This is a genomic window from Roseateles sp. (genome assembly GCF_036404855.1).
Taxonomy (GTDB): domain Bacteria; phylum Pseudomonadota; class Gammaproteobacteria; order Burkholderiales; family Burkholderiaceae_C; genus Pelomonas.
The window spans coordinates 1-15,308 of sequence record NZ_DASWYS010000363.1 but is presented as its reverse complement, the minus strand read 5'-3'; the positions used below and the strand labels follow the sequence as shown (position 1 = coordinate 15,308).

Sequence of the window (15,308 nt, the reverse complement as noted above, 5' to 3'; positions counted from 1 at the left end):
CTCATCATTGGCGGCCAATCGCTTGCGTTAATCGCTGCGATCGGCGCTTACGCTTGGCAGGGACATGGCGCCACAGAACACACCGCTCCCCCCCGCCAGCCTGCTGGCCCGACTCGCCCACCGGCGCGGCGCCTATGCCGACGCCTACACGCTGCAGCTGCCACGAGCCGTAACGCTGGCCGAGTTTGTCGAAGCCTTCTACACAACGCGGCTCTTCAAGGTGGAGCGCGCGTTGCTCGGGCTGTTCGGCAAGCCCTCCAGTGACGCAATGGCGCGGGCGGTGGCGCGCGGCGAGGGCTGCCGGCTGGCGATCTGGACCGTCGAGGCGCGCGAGGGCGACGAGCTGCTGATGCACGAAGACAGCGGCGCCACGCGCTCCTGGTTCAAGATCGAGCCTGGCGCGGCCGGCACGACGCTGTGGTTTGGCTCCGCCGTCCTGCCGCGCCAGCCTGCGGGCGGTGGCGAGCCGCGCTTCGGCGGCATCTTCCACGCGCTGCTGGGCTTTCACCGGTGGTACTCGCGGGCGCTGCTGGCCGCGGCGGCCCGGGGGCTCTAGGACCGGGTGCCCCTGCCGCTGACTTTGTCGGTGACGGGCTGTCCGGTGTCCAGATCCTCGAGCCAGACCTCGCAGGCCTCGGGTGTGATGCGTCCCGCCACGCGGTAGGCCTTGCCTGACTCGGGCCTGAAGGTCACCTCGCCCCGAACCTGGCAGGTCGGGCTGGTCATGGCGAGGATGGGCGCGGCGTACTGCGTCATGGCCTGCAACGTCACGCGGGCGGGCCGCAGCGGCAGCTCGTTCGTCAGCGCCACGGGTGACACGGCAAAGCCGCGGCCCTGGTTGGCACTCACCGTGGCCCGGCTGGTGGTGGACAGGCGGCGCCCGTCCACCTGCGTCATCTCGAAGACGTGCAGCAGCCGGCCACTGACCTGCTGGGCCTGGTCGGCCACGTTGACGGTGGCGCCGACGTAGTCCGGCGGCGTGGCCGCCTCGAAGCTCGCGCAGCCGGCGAGGGTCAGGGCAGCGGCCAGGGCCAGCGCTCTCATCGCGCCACCGCCGCTCGCATCGAGCGCGCCACGTACACCAAAGCCACGCCCGCCAGCGCGAAGCCGACGACGACGCCCGGCAGCACCTGGCTCCAGCGCAAGGCCTCGCCCTTGAGCACGGCCAGCATCAGCGTGTTCTGCGCCAGTCCCGGCACCCACAGATACCAGGGGGCCTCGCCGCCCGGGTTGAGCAGGCTGACCATGGGCATCAGGCTGACGGCGGTGACGACCAGCGTGCTGCCCGCCTGCGCTTCCTTGAAGGTCTTGGAGCGTATGGCCAGCGCCATCAACAGGGCCGACAGGCCGGCAGCCAGCGGGATCTGCAACAGCCAGAAGGCCAGCACCTCGCCAGGCCCGAACTGGAACATCGCCTGCAGGCTGTCGCTCCTCAGCAGCCACTGTGCGGGCACGAAGCTCAGCGAGGACAGGAGCGCCACTGCCATGCCCAGCAGCGCGACGGCGCCCCACTTGCCGGCGACGATGGCGCCGTGAGGCGCGGGGTTCATCAGCAGCGGCTCCAGCGAGCCGCGCTCGCGTTCACCGGCCGTGCTGTCCAGCGCGGCGGTCAGCGCCCCGTAGAGCACGGCCATGATGATGAACATCGGGATCATGGCCGTGAGGCGCGATGCGCGGGCCTGGGCGTTGGCGAGGTCGCGCTCCGCGATGTCGATGGATTCCAGCAGTTCGGTGGAGACGCCGCGCAGGGCCAGGTTCAGCGTCGCGCGCTCCTGGTTGAAGCCGCGCAGCAGCCCGCGCAACGCCCCCACGCCGGCGCTGGCCCGCTGGTTGGCGCTGTCGGTCACCATCTCCACGGCGGGCGACTCGCCGCGCAGCAGCTTCGCCTCGAAGTCCGCCGGAATCACCAGCAGGGGCGCGGAGTTCTTGCCCTGGCGCAGCGCAGCCTCATAGCCCTCGCGCGTCTTGGCGTCCTTCAGCGTGACGACCTTGTAGGTCTGCCGCTCGATGAAGTTGATCAGGGTGGGTCCGTTCTCCGCGCCGTACACGACCACTTCGCGCCGCTCTGCCTGGTTCTCCAGGGACGCGATCAGGCCTGACAGGGCCATCAGCAGCAGCGGGCCCATCAGCAGCGCGGGGATGAGCAGGCGCAGCAGCGTGCGGCGGTCGCGCAGCGCGTCGGAGAGTTCCTTCGCGAAAACAATCAGGGCCTGTTTCATGCGGCCACCTCTTCAGGGAATGCGAGTTTCACGAAAGCGTCCTCGAACCGGGCTTCACCGGCTTGTTCCAGCAGGCTCGGCACACTGCCGTGGGCCACGCTGCGGCCTTTGGACACGACGACCACCTCGTCGCACAGCTGCTCCACCTCCTGCATGATGTGCGTGGAGAACACGATGCACTTGCCACCCCCCTCGGGACTGCGCAGCCAGCGCAGCGCCTCGCGCAGCGCGCGGGTCGCCAGCACGTCCAGGCCGTTGGTGGGCTCATCGAGCACGATGTTGGCGGGGTCGTGCACCAGGGCGCGTGCCAGCGCCGTCTTCATGCGCTCGCCCTGGCTGAAGCCATCGGCGCGACGGTCCAGGATGGCCTGCATTTCCAGCAGCCGGGCCAGCTCTTCGGCGCGCGCATTGGCGGCCTCGGGCGTCATGCCCTGCAGGCGGCCGTAGTAGACGATGTTCTCGCGGGCACTGAGGCGCGGGTACAGGCCGTGCGCGTCGCCGAGGATGCCCATGCGGGCCAGGGCCTTCAGCGGCGCGTCTTTCACGACCAGACCATCGACTGTGATGTGGCCGGCGTCCGGCGGGAACAGCCCGCCCAGCATGCGCAGCGTGGTCGTCTTGCCCGCGCCGTTGGCGCCCAGCAGGCCGGTGATGCGGCCGTTCTCGGCCCGCAGGCTCACGCCCTGCACAGCATGAACGATGCGCTTGGTGCCGCGCTTGAACAGGCTGCCGCCCGTCTGGGCCGCGAACTGCTTGTGAACGTCCTGGATGTCGATCATTGGGCCGTCCCTCCCTGGACGGGCTGGAACGCCGTGGGACGCGGAATGCGGGTCGCGCAGGTCGCGTCGTTCGTGAAGTTGGGGGGCAGGGCGGCAGCGTCGGTCTTGGCGTCGATGAAGCGGAACATCAGGTCGCGCACGCAGCCCACGGCCATGACGCCGTGGCCCGCCTCGGGCACGACGAGATGCTGCACGCGCTCCGGATGGCCGGCGCCCAGCGCCTGGGCCACTCGATCGCCATGGCGTGTCGGCGTGGCCGGGTCGGCCCCCCCGCTCATGACGAGGACGGGGCTGGGCGTGGGCGGGATCTTGTAGAAGTCCGCCGGCACGTCGCCGCGGGGCCAGGTCTTGCAGACACTGCTGTACATCTCCGCATCCAGGGCCTGGAAATCGGCGCCGGGCGTGTCCTTGGCGCCAGCGAGGCGGGGCACGTCTTCCGCGCACATGACGGAGAAATGCATGCCCATGGCCAGGCGCGTCGCCGGGTTGCTGCCGAAGGCATTGCCCAATCCGAACAGGCCGGCGAAGTTGCCGTCCGCCGCGGCTGCGTGGATGGCGGCGGGCAGGGCTGCGGCCAGCGACGGCTGGTACAGCGGTGCTCGCACGGCGCGCATCAGCAATGCGCGCGTCACCGTGAAGCGCTCGGGCACGCCGGTCAGCGGCTGGGCCACAGTCACCTCGCGCGGCAGCGAGGCAAGCAACTTCTGCCAGTCGGCGCGCAGCTGCGGCCGGGTCTTGGCATGGGCCTCGAAGAGCTTGTCCAGCGCGGCCTGGCCGTCGGTGGAGAAGCTGGCCGGCAGCACCATGTCCGGCGGCGCCACGCCGTCGATGATGGTGCGCCGCACCTTGGTCGGGAACTGGCGCAGGTATTCCAGAGCGGCGCGCGTGCCGTAGCTGCCGCCCACGAGGTTCCACTGCGGCACGCCCAGAGCTTCGCGCACGGCCTCCATGTCCTGCATGGCGATGGCGGTCGTGAAGAAGCGCAGGCCGCCTTCTTTCCCGTAGGGCAACTTCTCCAGTGTCGCGCGGCAGACGTCCAGGCGCCGAAGTTGCGCGGCACTGTCGAGCTGCTCGGTGATGGGCAACTGGCTGTCATCGGGGCAGTCCAGCGGCGCGGACTTGCCGGTGCCGCGCTGGTCGATGAAGACCAAATCGCGCCGATTGTTCAGCCGCGAGAGCCGGGGCAGCATGTGCGGTGCGACCTTGATCGCGCTCTGGCCGGGGCCGCCGGCCAGCATCAGCACGGCGTCGGGCTGCTTGTTGCGCGCCATCGCCGGCACGACGAGGTAGTGGATGTCGACTTGGGCGCCATCGGGCCGGGCCGGATCCAGCGGGCGCTGCAGGCTGCCGCAGCGCAGCTCGGTGGGAATGCCGTCGACGCGGCAGGGCTGGAGCGGCGCGGCCTGCGCGACGCTGCCGAGCCCCATCAACAGGGCAGGGAGAAGGAGGAGGCGCTGCCAGGGTTCGCGCATGCCGGATCCGGGTTGTTGAAACGGCCCGCAGTATGGCGCTGTGGCCCGGGGGCGGCCTCGGCCTGCAGGATGAATGGCAGGGCCGGCGACATGAACGGCAGCGTGGCCGGTTCGAGGGGGTGAAGACCCGTCCCGTGCACGGAATGGCGGCGTGGCTTAGCCTCGCGGCCCTGTCATTCGAACCCACCATGGAGTTGCCCTTGAAGCTCTACTACAGCCCCGTCGCCTGTTCGCTGTCTCCCCACATCGTGCTGGAGGAAGCCGGCCTGCCCTACGAGGCCGTGCTGGCCAGTACCAAGACCCACAAGCTGCAGGACGGCACTGACTACTACTCGATCAACCCCAAGGGCTACGTGCCCCTGCTCGAACTCGACAACGGCGAGCGCCTCACCGAAGGGCCGGTCATCGTGCAGTACATCGCCGACCAGGTGCCCGAGCGCGGCCTGATTCCGGCTGCGGGCACGCTCGCCCGCTACCGCGTGCAGGAGTGGCTGAACTTCATCACCAGCGAGCTGCACAAGGGCTTCTCGCCGCTGTTCAACCCGGCCCTGCCCGAGGAGGCCAAGGTGCTGTTCCGCGCCAAGCTGGTCGAGCGCTTCACCTGGGTGGACAGCCAGCTCGCCGGCAAGTCCTATCTGACGGGCGATGCCTTCTGCGTGGCCGATGCCTACCTGTTCACCGTCGCCAACTGGAGCCAGTTCGTCGGCGTGGACATCGCCGGCCTGGCACAGTTGGGTGCCTTCATGGAGCGGGTGCGCCAGCGCCCCGCCGTGCAGGCGGCGATGAAGGCCGAGGGCCTGATCAAGTAAGCAGGGCGCGACAGGCCGAGCGCGCCTTGGCGTCGCTCGCGTCCAGCTTGTTGCAGACGCCATCGAGCTGGGCCTTGAGCCGCCCGACGGCTGCGGTCTGTGCGGGCGTCTGGCTCCATTTCCCCAGCAGGCCGGTCACCTTCTTTAGCGAGCGCTCGCTGCGCTCGTAGAAGGCACCCGGGTCCTTGGCGGCCTCGGTGAACAGCTGCGATGCGGCCTTCTCGATGCGGGCCGTGTCTTCCGGCGCCAGCTCCACCAGCGCGCCGAAATAGTTCGAGCCCCATTGCAGCCGCGTGGCCGGGCCCTCGCTCTTGTCGAAGGCCTCCTCGTACCAGCGCAGCGCGTCGGCCTTCTTGCCCTGTTTCTTGGCGTTGCCGCCGAGCTGGCTCATCAGGTAGTAGGGGGAGTGGCTGCGCGCCAGGGCCGACTTCAGCAGCTCGTCGCTCTCCTTCCACAGCCCGGCGCGGCCCAGCAGATGGGCGGCCTCGGTGACGACGGCCTGGCGCTCGTAGCCATCGGTGACCTCACGGTTGGCGCGGCCAGCCTGCTCGCGGGCTTCGGCCAGCAGCGCGGCGGGGAGGCCCTTGGGCTGCGGGTCGTCCTTGGCCGAGTCCAGGCGGGCCAGATCGATGCGGCCCTGCAGCGCGTTCAGGCGGTCGGCACGCGACAGGGTCTGGTCCTCGTTCAGCCGCTTCAGCGCGACGTCGAACTCCGCGACCAGCGCCGCGCGCGCCGCGCCGGGCAGGGGTGCGAAGGCCTTGACGAGGTCGGGCGCCTCGTTCGTCAGCACGTCCATCTGGGCGCGGGATTGGGCGGCGTCGGCCAGCACGGCGCGCAGGCGCGGCAACTGGGCCGTATCTGCGGCCTTGCCTTCGGCCATCGCGCCGATGGACTTCAGCCAAAGCCGCGTCGTCGTCTCGGCATCGACCCCCTCGCTGGCCTTGGCCAGCTGGGCCAGCGTTGCGGGGCGCTGGTCCGCGGGCAGCAACTGCTGCTCGTCGGTTTCCCAGCCGTAGAAGCCCAGCAGCCGCCATTCGTTGGCGTTGAGCTTCTTGCCGGACTTGGCGTCGGCCAGCACAGCCTTGACCGGGCGGCCGCTGGACAGGCCCAGTTGCAGCACTTTCATGACCTGGGCCGCATCGGCCTCGCCAGGCAGTCGGGTGATCTCGCTGCCGTTCGGGCTGAAGAGGATCAGCGTCGGGTAGCCCCGCACCTTGAAGCGGGTGCCCAGCTTCTGCGCGCCGGGAGCATCGCCGTCGATGCCCACGGCGACGAAGGCCTTGCTCTGCTCGATGAAGTCGGCACGGTTGAACAAGGTGGCCTTGAGCTGGTTGCAGGGTGGGCACCATTTGGCGCCCCAGTACAGCAGCACGGGCTTCTTCTCGGCCCGGGCCTGGGCGAAATGGCGGTCGATGTCGGCATCGGCCGCCGCGGCCTGCCAGCTCACCCCGGGTCCGGGGCCGGCGTGGGCCACGGGGGCGGTGGATAGCAGCAAGGTGGTCGCGAGGGCGGCGAACAGGCGAGAGGGCTTCATCGTGTGAAGGTGAACGGGCGCTCGTGGCGGAGCCTGGATTCTGCGTTGCCCGCACCGCCGCAGAATCTGCGCATGCCGAATAAGCTCAATCAGCGCCTGGATGAGGCGCTCCAGGCGCTGCGTTCGCGAGGCCGTCCCGACCAACTCGATGCCATGGCCCGTTTCGGCCTGACCGGCGATGGCCGCCTGGGCCTGACCGTGCCGACGCTGCGCACCCTGGCCCGCGAGTTCGGCCGCGACCACGAACTGGCCCTGGCGCTGTGGGACAGCGGCATACCTGACGCGCAGATCCTGGCCGGCATGGTGGCCGAGCCGGCCCGGCTGACCGTTGCGCAGATGGACCACTGGGTCGCTGGCATGCGCGCCTGGGACGTCTGCGATCAGGCCTGCCTGAATGCATTCGTGAAGAGCCCGCTGGCCTGGGACGCGATCCCGCGCTGGGCGGTGCGCGGGCCGGAGTTCGAGAAGCGCGCGGGCTTTGCCCTGCTGGCCGTCGCCGCGGTGCACCAGAAGGCGCGGCCGGACGCCGACTTCCTGGCCCGCCTGCCTCTCATCGAGGCCGCAGCGGGTGACGACCGCAACTTCGTCAAGAAGGCCGTGAACTGGGCGCTGCGCCAGATCGGCAAACGCAGTCCCGGGTTGTGTGAGCAGGCACTCACTGTGGCGGAGCGCCTTTGCCTGCGGGAGGGAAGGTCGGCGCGCTGGATAGGCAACGACGCCAGGCGTGAGCTGAGCCGCCGCGCCACCTGAGGGGCTGGGTCGGACCGCACGCGCCGGCCGGATCCTGTTTCCACTCCCTCTTTGGAGGGAGCAGGGGGGAGGGCGAGACCCGTCATCCCCCTTCGACCCACCCAAAGGCCGATGGCCGGGACGCGGGCTGGCGCCGAAGCTGAGGGCGTGACGTTTTGCACGATCTCGAACACCTTCAGGACTCCCGCCATGCAACTCTCCAGCACGCCCCCGCATTGCGGGTCCGGTGTCACGCCGTCGCAGGCCGCATTGCCCCGTCCCCGCGACACCGCCGTGACGCGCTTGCCTGACCTCTGCGGCTGGTACGACTCGAGCTTCGACCTGGCCCAGGGCCTGCATGTCGTCGAACAGGACAACGACATCCTGTTTCAGCTCTGGGAACTCTCCCTGAGTTGAGCCCGTCCTGGCCGGGGCCCGTCGGCCTGGGCCTAGAGGGTGCAGGCCAGCTTGGTGCCCTGGAGGATGGCCCGCTTCGCATCCAGCTCGCCGGCCTCCAGCGCACCGCCGATCAGGTGGACGCTGACGCCCGCTGCCTTCAACGGCGCCGCCAGTTCGCGCAGCGGCTCCTGGCCGGCGCACAGCACGATGGTGTCCGCCTCGATCAACTGGGCATCCGCTCGCTTCTCACCGTAGCTGACCCACAGGCCTTCGGGCGTGATCTGCTCGTAGTTCACGCTGGCCAGCATGTCGACGTTCTTCATCTTCAATGCGGCGCGGTGGATCCAACCGGTCGTCTTGCCCAGGCCCGCGCCCGGCTTGCCGGCCTTGCGCTGCAGCAGCGTGATCTGGCGTGTGGGGGCCTCGGGTGCCGGCCGCAGCAGGCCCGCACGGACCTGCTCCGGGTCGCCCACGCCCCAGTGGCGCCGCCAGGCGGCCGGGTCCAGCGTCAGCGAATGGCCGGCCTCCAGCAGGAACTCGGCCATGTCGAAGCCGATGCCGCCAGCGCCCACAATGGCCACGCGCGCGCCAACCGGCTTGTCGTGGCGCAGCACGTCGACGTAGCTCAGCACCTGGCCGCGCGCCATGCCCTCAGCCTGGCCCTGGATCTTCGGATCGCGTGCGCTGACGCCGGTGGCCAGCAGCACCTCGTCGAAGCCCTTGAGGTCGTCCGCCGAGGCACGACAGTTCAGCTTCAGGTCCACGCCGGTGACCTCGATGCGGCGGCGGAAGTAGCGCAGCGTTTCGCTGAACTCCTCCTTGCCCGGAATGCGCCTGGCCATGTTGAACTGGCCGCCGATCTCGGCCGCCGCGTCGAACAGCGTCACCGCGTGGCCACGCTCGGCCAGCGCCGTTGCCGCAGCCAGGCCCGCAGGGCCGGCGCCGACGACGGCGATGCGCTTCTTCGCCCCGTTCACCGGTCGCAGCACGATTTCCTGCTCGTAGGCCGCGCGCGGGTTGACGAGACAGGTCGAGATCTTCTGGGCGAAGGTGTGATCCAGGCAGGCTTGGTTGCAGGCGATGCAGGTGTTGATCTCGTCGGCCCGGCCCTGGCGGGCTTTGCTGACGAAATGCGAATCGGCCAGGAAGGGCCGCGCCATGGACACCATATCGGCGCTGCCGTCGGCCAGCACGCCTTCGGCCACCTCGGGTGTGTTGATGCGGTTGCTGGTGATCAACGGCGTCGTGATGCCTTCCTCACGCAACTTGGCGCGCAGCTTTGCGGTCACCCAGGCGAAGCCGGCGCGCGGCACGCTGGTCGCAATGGTCGGGATGCGCGCCTCATGCCAGCCGATGCCTGTGTTGATGAGGGTGGCGCCGCTGCGCGACACGCGCCGCGCCAGCTCCACCACCTCGTCCCAGCTGCTGCCATCGGGCACCAGATCCAGCATGGAGAGGCGGTAGATGATGATGAAGTCCGGCCCGACGGCCTCTCGCATGCGTGTGAGGATCTCCAGCGGCAGCCGCATGCGGTTCTCGTACGAGCCGCCCCAGCCATCCGTGCGCTGGTTGGCGTGCGCCACCAGGAACTGGTTGATGAAATAACCCTCGCTGCCCATCACTTCGACGCCGTCGTAGCCCGCTTCGCGGGCCAGCTTCGCGCAGCGGATGAAGGCGCGGATCTGGCGTTCGATGCCGCGGGCGCTCAACTCGCGCGGCGTGAACGGGCTGATGGGACTCTGGATGCGCGAGGGGGCCACGCACAGCGGCGAATAGCCGTAGCGGCCCGTGTGCAGGATCTGCAGCGCGATCTTGCCGCCCTCGGCGTGGACGGCGTCGGTGATGATCCTGTGCCGCCTCGCGGCGCCGGACGTCGCCAGCGTGCCGGCAAAGGGTTTGGCCCAGCCCTCGATGTTGGGCGCAAAGCCGCCCGTTACGATCAGTCCCACCTCGCCCCGGGCGCGCTCGGCGAAGAACACCGCCATGCGCTCGAAATGCTTGCTGCCGTCTTCCAGTCCGGTGTGCATGCTGCCCATCAGCACGCGGTTCTTCAGTGTCGTGAAGCCGAGGTCCAGGGGGGCGAGGAGGTGGGGGTAGTTCATGCCGGTGATGCTAGCGACACGGTGGTGTGACAAGCGGAGGGTTCTCCTGCCTGTGCCCGCATCAGCAACAGTTCTTCACCGGCCGCTAGTTGGTGGAAATCGTGACATCCTCGGCTTGAGTTCTAATCACGAATCCGCGTATTGGGATTTCAGCCCGGCGGTTTGGTTTTTTCGGAGAGTTTTCGATGCGATTCACCCCCTGGGCCACGCGACTGGTCCTGACGCTGAGCCTGTCGGCCACTGCATTCCTGACTGCCTGCGGCGGCGGCGGAGGCAGCAGCAGCTCGACGCAGATTCGTCTGCTCAACGCCACCCAGTCTTACGCCAACCTTGATCTGGTGGTCAACGACAAGACCATCAACTCCAAGGTCGCTCAAACCACCGTCGGCGCTTACGGCGGCGTGGACACCGCCAACACGTCGACCCAGGTTCAGACCAGTGACGTGGGCAACAGCGTTGCGGCGCTGGCACCTTCGCTGGCCGGCGACAGCAGCTACACGCTGATCGCCTACGGCTTTGCCGGCAGCGTGCGCACCAGCCTGCTGCAGGAAGCCCAGGATGCCCCGGATTCCGGCAAGGTCAAGGTGCTGGCGCTGAACCTGGCCCCGGACGCGGGCCAGCTGGACGTCTACATCACCACGGCCGACGCTACGCTGGCCGATGCCACCCCCTTTGTTTCCGGCTTGGTCGGCGGCGCGGGCAGCGGCTACATCCAGCTCAACGCAGGCACGTATCGTGTGCGCGTCACCGGCTACAACAACAAGACCGACCTGCGCCTGGACGTCTCGAGCGTCACGCTGGACTCCGCCAGCGTCAACTCGCTGATCTTCACCTCCACCAGCAGCGGCACGCTCGTCAATGGCTTCAAGTTGGTCCAGAAGGGTGCCGTGACCAGCTTCCCCAACACCCTGAGCCGCGTGCGCATGGTGAACGGTCTGGCGGGTGGCACCTATGCCAACTCGACGGTGCAGGGCAAGACGCTGCTGGTGAACTCGCCGTCGCCCAACCGGGCGGACTACATCAGCCTGCCTGCTGGCGCGAGCAACCTGGTGGTCAACGTCAACGGCACGGTGCAGAACTTTGCGGCGCCCAACCTGGTGGCGGGCACGGACTACACCCTCTTGCTGTACGGCACGGCCGCCAACCCGCTGTTCAATGTGCTGGTCGACGACAACCGCCTGCCGACCACCACGGGCAGCGTGAAGATCCGCCTCATCAACGCGCTGTCGGGCAACAACCCGCTGGCCTCGCTGGTGGTGGACTACACGACGCTGGCTTCCAACGTGTCGTCCGGTTCCAGCTCGGCCCCGGCGATGATCTCGTCGACCACGGGCTCAACGGTGCAGATCACGTCGCCGCTGCTGGCCAACCCGCTGTACAACCCGGGCACCAACGGCGGCACCACCAGCCTGACCCCGCTGACGGCCAATGGCGTCTACACGGCGCTGATCATGGGCGACGCCACGGTCAATGCTGGCACGACGCCGCCCACCATGCCCGGCGCTACCGGCATGTTCATCAAGGACCGTTGATCCCGACCCGGATTCCGGCCTTCTTTCGAAGCCCCTCACGCCCCAGGCCTGAGGGGCTTTGTTTTGGTTGGTCGACAATCCGGCCATGAGCCGCGGCGCCATCTCATCGCCCTCAGCCGCCCGCGCCGTGGCGACTGCTTCGGCATCCGCCTGTGCATCGCCAGCCCACGCGGCATCCCGCGAATGACGTCGAGCTGGCGGCGACCCCTGCCGATCCGTTGACCCGCCCGCTCTGGCGCCATGTCCGCACCCACCCGCCTTCACCTGCAGCGCCTGCGCCTGCTCTGGCGCAGCGCCGGCTGGCCCAGCCAGGATCTGGTCGAGGTGGAGCTGCTCGCGGCCGGCTGGGTCGAGCGCCTGCAGGAGGCGGATGGCCGCGAGCGCCTGCGCGTGACGGACGCCGGGGTCGCCCATATCGCTGCGTCGCTGAGCCGCAATCGGGCCGCGCGCGACGCGCATGAGTTGCTGGTGGAGCGCGTCGCCCTCGAGATGCAGCGCGCGGGACGCATCGCCTGGCGTGGACTCGCGCTGCGCGCGGGCCTGCCCGCGCCGGACGCCCAGGAAGGTGGCAAGACGCTGTGGGTCAACGCCATGCCCGACGTCTATTCCCTGCGCAACAGCACCGTCGAGGACTACCTCGAACCCGCCATCCACGAGATCAAGGTCAGCCGTGCCGACCTGCTCGGCGAGTTGCGCCGCCCTGCCAAGTCCGCCGCCTACCGCGCGCTGTGTGGCCAATGCTGGTTCGTCATCAAGGCCGGCATCGCCGACGCCGACGAGATCCCGCCCGAATACGGCGTGATGATCGGCCACGACAGCCACCTCGAGCTCGCCCGGCCGGCACCCAAGCGCGCCCACAAGCCCGACTTCGCGACCTGGATGGCGCTGGCTCGCGCGACGCCGCTGGCGCCGCCGGACGACCCACAATCACCCCTATGAACCCGCCCGCCCCTGCTCCCGTGCCGGACGCGACCTGTCCGCGCTGTGGCGGTGCCTTTGCCTGCGGTGCGCAAGCCGGCCGCTGTGACTGCTTCGACCTGCGCCTGACCGACGCGCTGCGCGCCGAGCTGGCCGCGCGCTACAGCGGCTGCCTGTGCCTGCCCTGCCTGCGCGAGCTGGCGGCGGCCTCGATGACCCCTCCATGACCGCTCTCGACCGCCTGGCCCCGCCGCTGTTCATTTTCATCTGGGCCACGGGCTACATCGTCGCCAAGCTGGCGGCGCCCCATGCCGATCCGCTGACCTTCCTGGTTTGGCGCTACGCCGGCGTCGTCGCGCTGATGCTGAGCTTGGCGCTGGCCGCGCGGGCCGCCTGGCCGACCGGGCGAGAGATGCTGCATCTGGCGGTCGCCGGCATCGGCATCCAGGCCGTCTACCTCGGCGGCGTCTGGGTCGCCATCCGGCAAGGGCTGCCGGCAGGTACGGCGGCGCTGATCGTCAATCTGCAGCCGGTGCTGGTCGCCGCGCTGGCGCCGCTGATCGGTGAGCGCGTCGCGCCGCGGCAATGGGCGGGTGTGGCGCTGGGTCTCGTGGGCGTCGTTCTTGTCATCTGGCACAAGCTGGCGTTGGGGACGGGCCTGGGCCTGCCGCTGCTGCTCAGCGTGATGGCGCTGCTGGCCATCACCGGCGGCACGCTGTACCAGAAGCGCTTCGTGCCGCACTTCGATCTGCGCACCGGTCAGGTGGTGCAGTTCGCTGCGGCGCTGGCGGTGACGTTGCCAGCGGCCTGGATGTTGGAGCCCATGCGCATCGAATGGAATGGCGCCGTCATCGCCGCAATGGCCTGGAGCGTGCTCGTGCTGACGGCTGGCGGCATCAGCCTGATGTTCTACATGCTGCGCCATGGCCGCGTGACGGCGGTCAGCAGCACCATGTATCTGGTCCCCTCTGTCACCTCGGTGATGGCGTGGCTGCTGTTCGGCGAGACACTGGGCGCACAAGCCATCGCGGGCATGGGCGTGACGCTGCTGGGCGTCTACCTCGTCGTCGCGAAGAAACCGGAGACCCGCGCATGAGCCTTCGCGCACACCACAAGTTCTGGCCGGCGCGTGTGCCGCATGCCATCGAGCCGCCTGCCACGGCCTTGCACGACAACCTGCTCGTGAGCGCGCGCCGCTTCCCGCAGCGGGCGGCGCTGGTCTTCCTGGGCCAGACGATGAGCTATGCCGAGCTGGCTGCCCAGGTCGAGCGCCTGGCCGCCTGGCTGGCGCGGCGCGGCATCACCAAGGGCCAGCGCGTGCTGGTGGGGCTGCAGAACTGCCCGCAGCTCGTCATTGCCCACTACGCGGTCCTGCGCCTGGGCGGTGTCGTCGTGCCCGTCAACCCGATGAACCGCGCGGCGGAGCTGAAGCACCTCGTCGAGGACAGCGGCGCCGTTCTCGCCGTCACCAGCGTCGACCTGAGCGCCGAATGGCTGGCCGCCGGCATGGCGGCGCGCGACCTGCTCGTCACCCGCCTGGCCGAGGTGCTGCCCGGTGGCCGCACCGACGGCCAGGGCCTGCCCAGCGGCTGGGCCGACTGGCTCAATGCCGACGTCGCCCTGCCTGCCGGCGCCACGCCCTGGGGCGATGCCCTGGCTTGCGCGGCCGTGCCGCCGGCCGTGGAGGTGGGCGCCGACGACCTGGCGCTGCTGCCCTACACCAGCGGTACCACGGGCAATCCCAAGGGCTGCATGCACAAGCACCGCAGCCTGCAGCACAACGTCTTCGCGGGTGGCCTGTGGGCCAACGGCAGCCACGAGGACGTGGTGCTGGGCGTCGTGCCCATGTTCCACATCACCGGCATGGTGGTCGTCATGCACGGCACGCTGGCCTGCGGCGCAGCCCTGGTGCTGATGCCGCGCTGGCAGCGCGAGTACGCCGCCCGCCTCATTGCCGAGCACCGCGTCACGCGTTGGACCAACATCCCGACGATGGTCATCGATTTGCTGGCCAGCCCGCAGGTCGACAGCTTCGACATGCGAAGCATGGTCAGCATCGGCGGCGGCGGCGCAGCCATGCCGCAGGCCGTCGCCGAGCGGTTGCTGGCACGCTGGGGTCTGCGCTACAACGAGGGCTACGGCTTGACGGAAACCGCCGCGCCCAGCCACAGCAACCCCTACGACGCGCCCAAGCAGCAATGCCTGGGCGTGCCTTACCTGAGCTGTGACGCCCGCGTCATCGACCCCGACACGCTGCGTGAGCTGCCGCCCGGCGAGGCCGGCGAGATCATCGTCAGCGGCCCCATGGTCTTCGACGGTTACTGGGGCAAGCCTGAAGCCACTGCGGCCGCCTTCATCGAGTTCGAGGGCCGGCGCTTCTTCCGGACCGGCGATATCGGCTATGTGGACGCCGATGGCTACTTCTTCATGACCGACCGCCTCAAGCGCATGATCAACGCGAGCGGCTTCAAGGTCTGGCCGTCGGAGGTCGAGAACCTGATGCACGCCCACCCCGGCCTGGCCGAGGCCTGCATCATCTCGGCGCCTGACGCCTACCGTGGCGAGACCGTCAAGGCTGTCGTCGTGCGGCGCGCCGGCCACGAGTCGCTGACGGAAGGCGAGCTGCGCGACTGGTGCCGCGCCCATATGGCCGCCTACAAGGTGCCCGCCCTCATCGAGTTCGTCGACAGCCTGCCCAAGAGCGGTGCCGGCAAGGTCATGTGGCGGGCGCTGCAGGAGCGCGAACGCGCCAAGTGAGCGAAGACGTCGAGCGGCTGACGGCGCTGGTGCGCGCCGCGCCCTGGTTCATGGCTGC

Annotated in this window: 15 protein-coding genes; 9 read left to right on the top strand and 6 right to left on the bottom strand. The window is 69.3% G+C overall.

All coding sequences use genetic code 11. The annotated features are described in order from the left end of the window. Window positions 1-64: 64 nt before the first annotated feature. Window positions 65-556, top strand: a complete 492-nt coding sequence (locus VGF12_RS24120; protein WP_331178589.1) for a hypothetical protein — start codon at window positions 65-67, stop codon at window positions 554-556. On the opposite strand, the gene VGF12_RS24115 is transcribed toward VGF12_RS24120, so the two are convergent. Genes VGF12_RS24115 through VGF12_RS24100 form a run of 4 tightly spaced genes read right to left on the bottom strand, consistent with a single transcriptional unit; the run spans window position 553 to window position 4,470 of the window. Beyond that, window positions 553-1,044: a hypothetical protein gene (locus VGF12_RS24115; RefSeq protein WP_331178588.1), complete on the bottom strand. Its 492-nt coding sequence runs from the start codon at window positions 1,042-1,044 to the stop codon at window positions 553-555. The genes VGF12_RS24120 and VGF12_RS24115 overlap by 4 nt on opposite strands. Further along, window positions 1,041-2,219: an ABC transporter permease gene (locus VGF12_RS24110; RefSeq protein ID WP_331178587.1), complete on the bottom strand. Its 1,179-nt coding sequence runs from the start codon at window positions 2,217-2,219 to the stop codon at window positions 1,041-1,043. Before VGF12_RS24110 ends, VGF12_RS24115 begins: the two co-directional genes overlap by 4 nt. Continuing rightward, complete coding sequence (locus VGF12_RS24105; RefSeq protein ID WP_331178586.1) at window positions 2,216-2,998, bottom strand: ATP-binding cassette domain-containing protein; 783 nt, start codon at window positions 2,996-2,998, stop codon at window positions 2,216-2,218. The genes VGF12_RS24110 and VGF12_RS24105 overlap by 4 nt, the downstream gene beginning before the upstream one ends. After that, a complete protein-coding gene (locus VGF12_RS24100; protein ID WP_331178585.1) occupies window positions 2,995-4,470 on the bottom strand; it encodes an alpha/beta fold hydrolase in 1,476 nt (491 codons plus the stop codon). The genes VGF12_RS24105 and VGF12_RS24100 overlap by 4 nt, the downstream gene beginning before the upstream one ends. Window positions 4,471-4,670: 200 nt before the next feature. Between VGF12_RS24100 and gstA the strand changes: the two genes are divergently transcribed. Then, on the top strand, window positions 4,671-5,279 hold the full coding sequence (gene gstA, locus VGF12_RS24095) for a glutathione transferase GstA (RefSeq protein ID WP_331178631.1): 609 nt from the start codon (window positions 4,671-4,673) through the stop codon (window positions 5,277-5,279). On the opposite strand, the gene VGF12_RS24090 is transcribed toward gstA, so the two are convergent. Then, window positions 5,272-6,813, bottom strand: a complete 1,542-nt coding sequence (locus VGF12_RS24090) for a thioredoxin family protein (protein ID WP_331178584.1) — start codon at window positions 6,811-6,813, stop codon at window positions 5,272-5,274. The genes gstA and VGF12_RS24090 overlap by 8 nt on opposite strands. A 72-nt stretch (window positions 6,814-6,885) precedes the next feature. Here VGF12_RS24090 and VGF12_RS24085 point away from each other — a divergent pair, with 72 nt between their 5' ends. Both VGF12_RS24085 and VGF12_RS24080 read left to right on the top strand, forming a co-directional pair. Continuing rightward, window positions 6,886-7,563 (top strand): DNA alkylation repair protein, encoded by a 678-nt coding sequence (locus VGF12_RS24085; RefSeq protein ID WP_331178583.1) that lies wholly within the window; start codon window positions 6,886-6,888, stop codon window positions 7,561-7,563. A gap of 189 nt (window positions 7,564-7,752) precedes the next feature. Next, the gene (locus VGF12_RS24080) at window positions 7,753-7,959 is read left to right on the top strand and encodes a hypothetical protein (RefSeq protein ID WP_331178582.1); all 207 of its coding nucleotides are present in this window, start codon (window positions 7,753-7,755) and stop codon (window positions 7,957-7,959) included. A 32-nt stretch (window positions 7,960-7,991) separates the two neighbouring features. On the opposite strand, the gene VGF12_RS24075 is transcribed toward VGF12_RS24080, so the two are convergent. Then, window positions 7,992-10,043, bottom strand: coding sequence for an NADPH-dependent 2,4-dienoyl-CoA reductase (locus VGF12_RS24075; protein ID WP_331178581.1), 2,052 nt, complete (start codon window positions 10,041-10,043; stop codon window positions 7,992-7,994). Between the two features lie 185 nt (window positions 10,044-10,228). Here VGF12_RS24075 and VGF12_RS24070 point away from each other — a divergent pair, with 185 nt between their 5' ends. The 5 genes from VGF12_RS24070 (at window position 10,229) to VGF12_RS24050 (ending at window position 15,250) form a co-directional block, all read left to right on the top strand. Further along, on the top strand, window positions 10,229-11,575 hold the full coding sequence (locus VGF12_RS24070) for a DUF4397 domain-containing protein (RefSeq protein WP_331178580.1): 1,347 nt from the start codon (window positions 10,229-10,231) through the stop codon (window positions 11,573-11,575). A 240-nt stretch (window positions 11,576-11,815) separates the two neighbouring features. Then, entirely contained in the window at window positions 11,816-12,514 is a 699-nt protein-coding gene (locus VGF12_RS24065) for a hypothetical protein (RefSeq protein WP_331178579.1), read from the top strand. Next, window positions 12,511-12,720, top strand: coding sequence for a cysteine-rich CWC family protein (locus VGF12_RS24060; protein ID WP_331178578.1), 210 nt, complete (start codon window positions 12,511-12,513; stop codon window positions 12,718-12,720). The genes VGF12_RS24065 and VGF12_RS24060 overlap by 4 nt, the downstream gene beginning before the upstream one ends. After that, window positions 12,717-13,589 carry a DMT family transporter gene (locus VGF12_RS24055; RefSeq protein WP_331178577.1) on the top strand — a complete coding sequence of 291 codons (873 nt, stop codon included), beginning with the start codon at window positions 12,717-12,719 and terminating at the stop codon, window positions 13,587-13,589. Before VGF12_RS24060 ends, VGF12_RS24055 begins: the two co-directional genes overlap by 4 nt. Continuing rightward, window positions 13,586-15,250 (top strand): long-chain-fatty-acid--CoA ligase, encoded by a 1,665-nt coding sequence (locus VGF12_RS24050; protein ID WP_331178576.1) that lies wholly within the window; start codon window positions 13,586-13,588, stop codon window positions 15,248-15,250. The genes VGF12_RS24055 and VGF12_RS24050 overlap by 4 nt, the downstream gene beginning before the upstream one ends. Window positions 15,251-15,308 lie beyond the last annotated feature (58 nt).

Coding starts and splice junctions, on each gene's coding strand:
- VGF12_RS24120 (WP_331178589.1), top strand. CDS start 65: ATGGCGCCACAGAACACACCGCTCCCCCCCGCCAGCCTGCTGGCCCGA.
- VGF12_RS24115 (WP_331178588.1), bottom strand. CDS start 1,044: ATGAGAGCGCTGGCCCTGGCCGCTGCCCTGACCCTCGCCGGCTGCGCG.
- VGF12_RS24110 (WP_331178587.1), bottom strand. CDS start 2,219: ATGAAACAGGCCCTGATTGTTTTCGCGAAGGAACTCTCCGACGCGCTG.
- VGF12_RS24105 (WP_331178586.1), bottom strand. CDS start 2,998: ATGATCGACATCCAGGACGTTCACAAGCAGTTCGCGGCCCAGACGGGC.
- VGF12_RS24100 (WP_331178585.1), bottom strand. CDS start 4,470: ATGCGCGAACCCTGGCAGCGCCTCCTCCTTCTCCCTGCCCTGTTGATG.
- VGF12_RS24090 (WP_331178584.1), bottom strand. CDS start 6,813: ATGAAGCCCTCTCGCCTGTTCGCCGCCCTCGCGACCACCTTGCTGCTA.
- VGF12_RS24085 (WP_331178583.1), top strand. CDS start 6,886: ATGCCGAATAAGCTCAATCAGCGCCTGGATGAGGCGCTCCAGGCGCTG.
- VGF12_RS24080 (WP_331178582.1), top strand. CDS start 7,753: ATGCAACTCTCCAGCACGCCCCCGCATTGCGGGTCCGGTGTCACGCCG.
- VGF12_RS24075 (WP_331178581.1), bottom strand. CDS start 10,043: ATGAACTACCCCCACCTCCTCGCCCCCCTGGACCTCGGCTTCACGACA.
- VGF12_RS24070 (WP_331178580.1), top strand. CDS start 10,229: ATGCGATTCACCCCCTGGGCCACGCGACTGGTCCTGACGCTGAGCCTG.
- VGF12_RS24065 (WP_331178579.1), top strand. CDS start 11,816: ATGTCCGCACCCACCCGCCTTCACCTGCAGCGCCTGCGCCTGCTCTGG.
- VGF12_RS24060 (WP_331178578.1), top strand. CDS start 12,511: ATGAACCCGCCCGCCCCTGCTCCCGTGCCGGACGCGACCTGTCCGCGC.
- VGF12_RS24055 (WP_331178577.1), top strand. CDS start 12,717: ATGACCGCTCTCGACCGCCTGGCCCCGCCGCTGTTCATTTTCATCTGG.
- VGF12_RS24050 (WP_331178576.1), top strand. CDS start 13,586: ATGAGCCTTCGCGCACACCACAAGTTCTGGCCGGCGCGTGTGCCGCAT.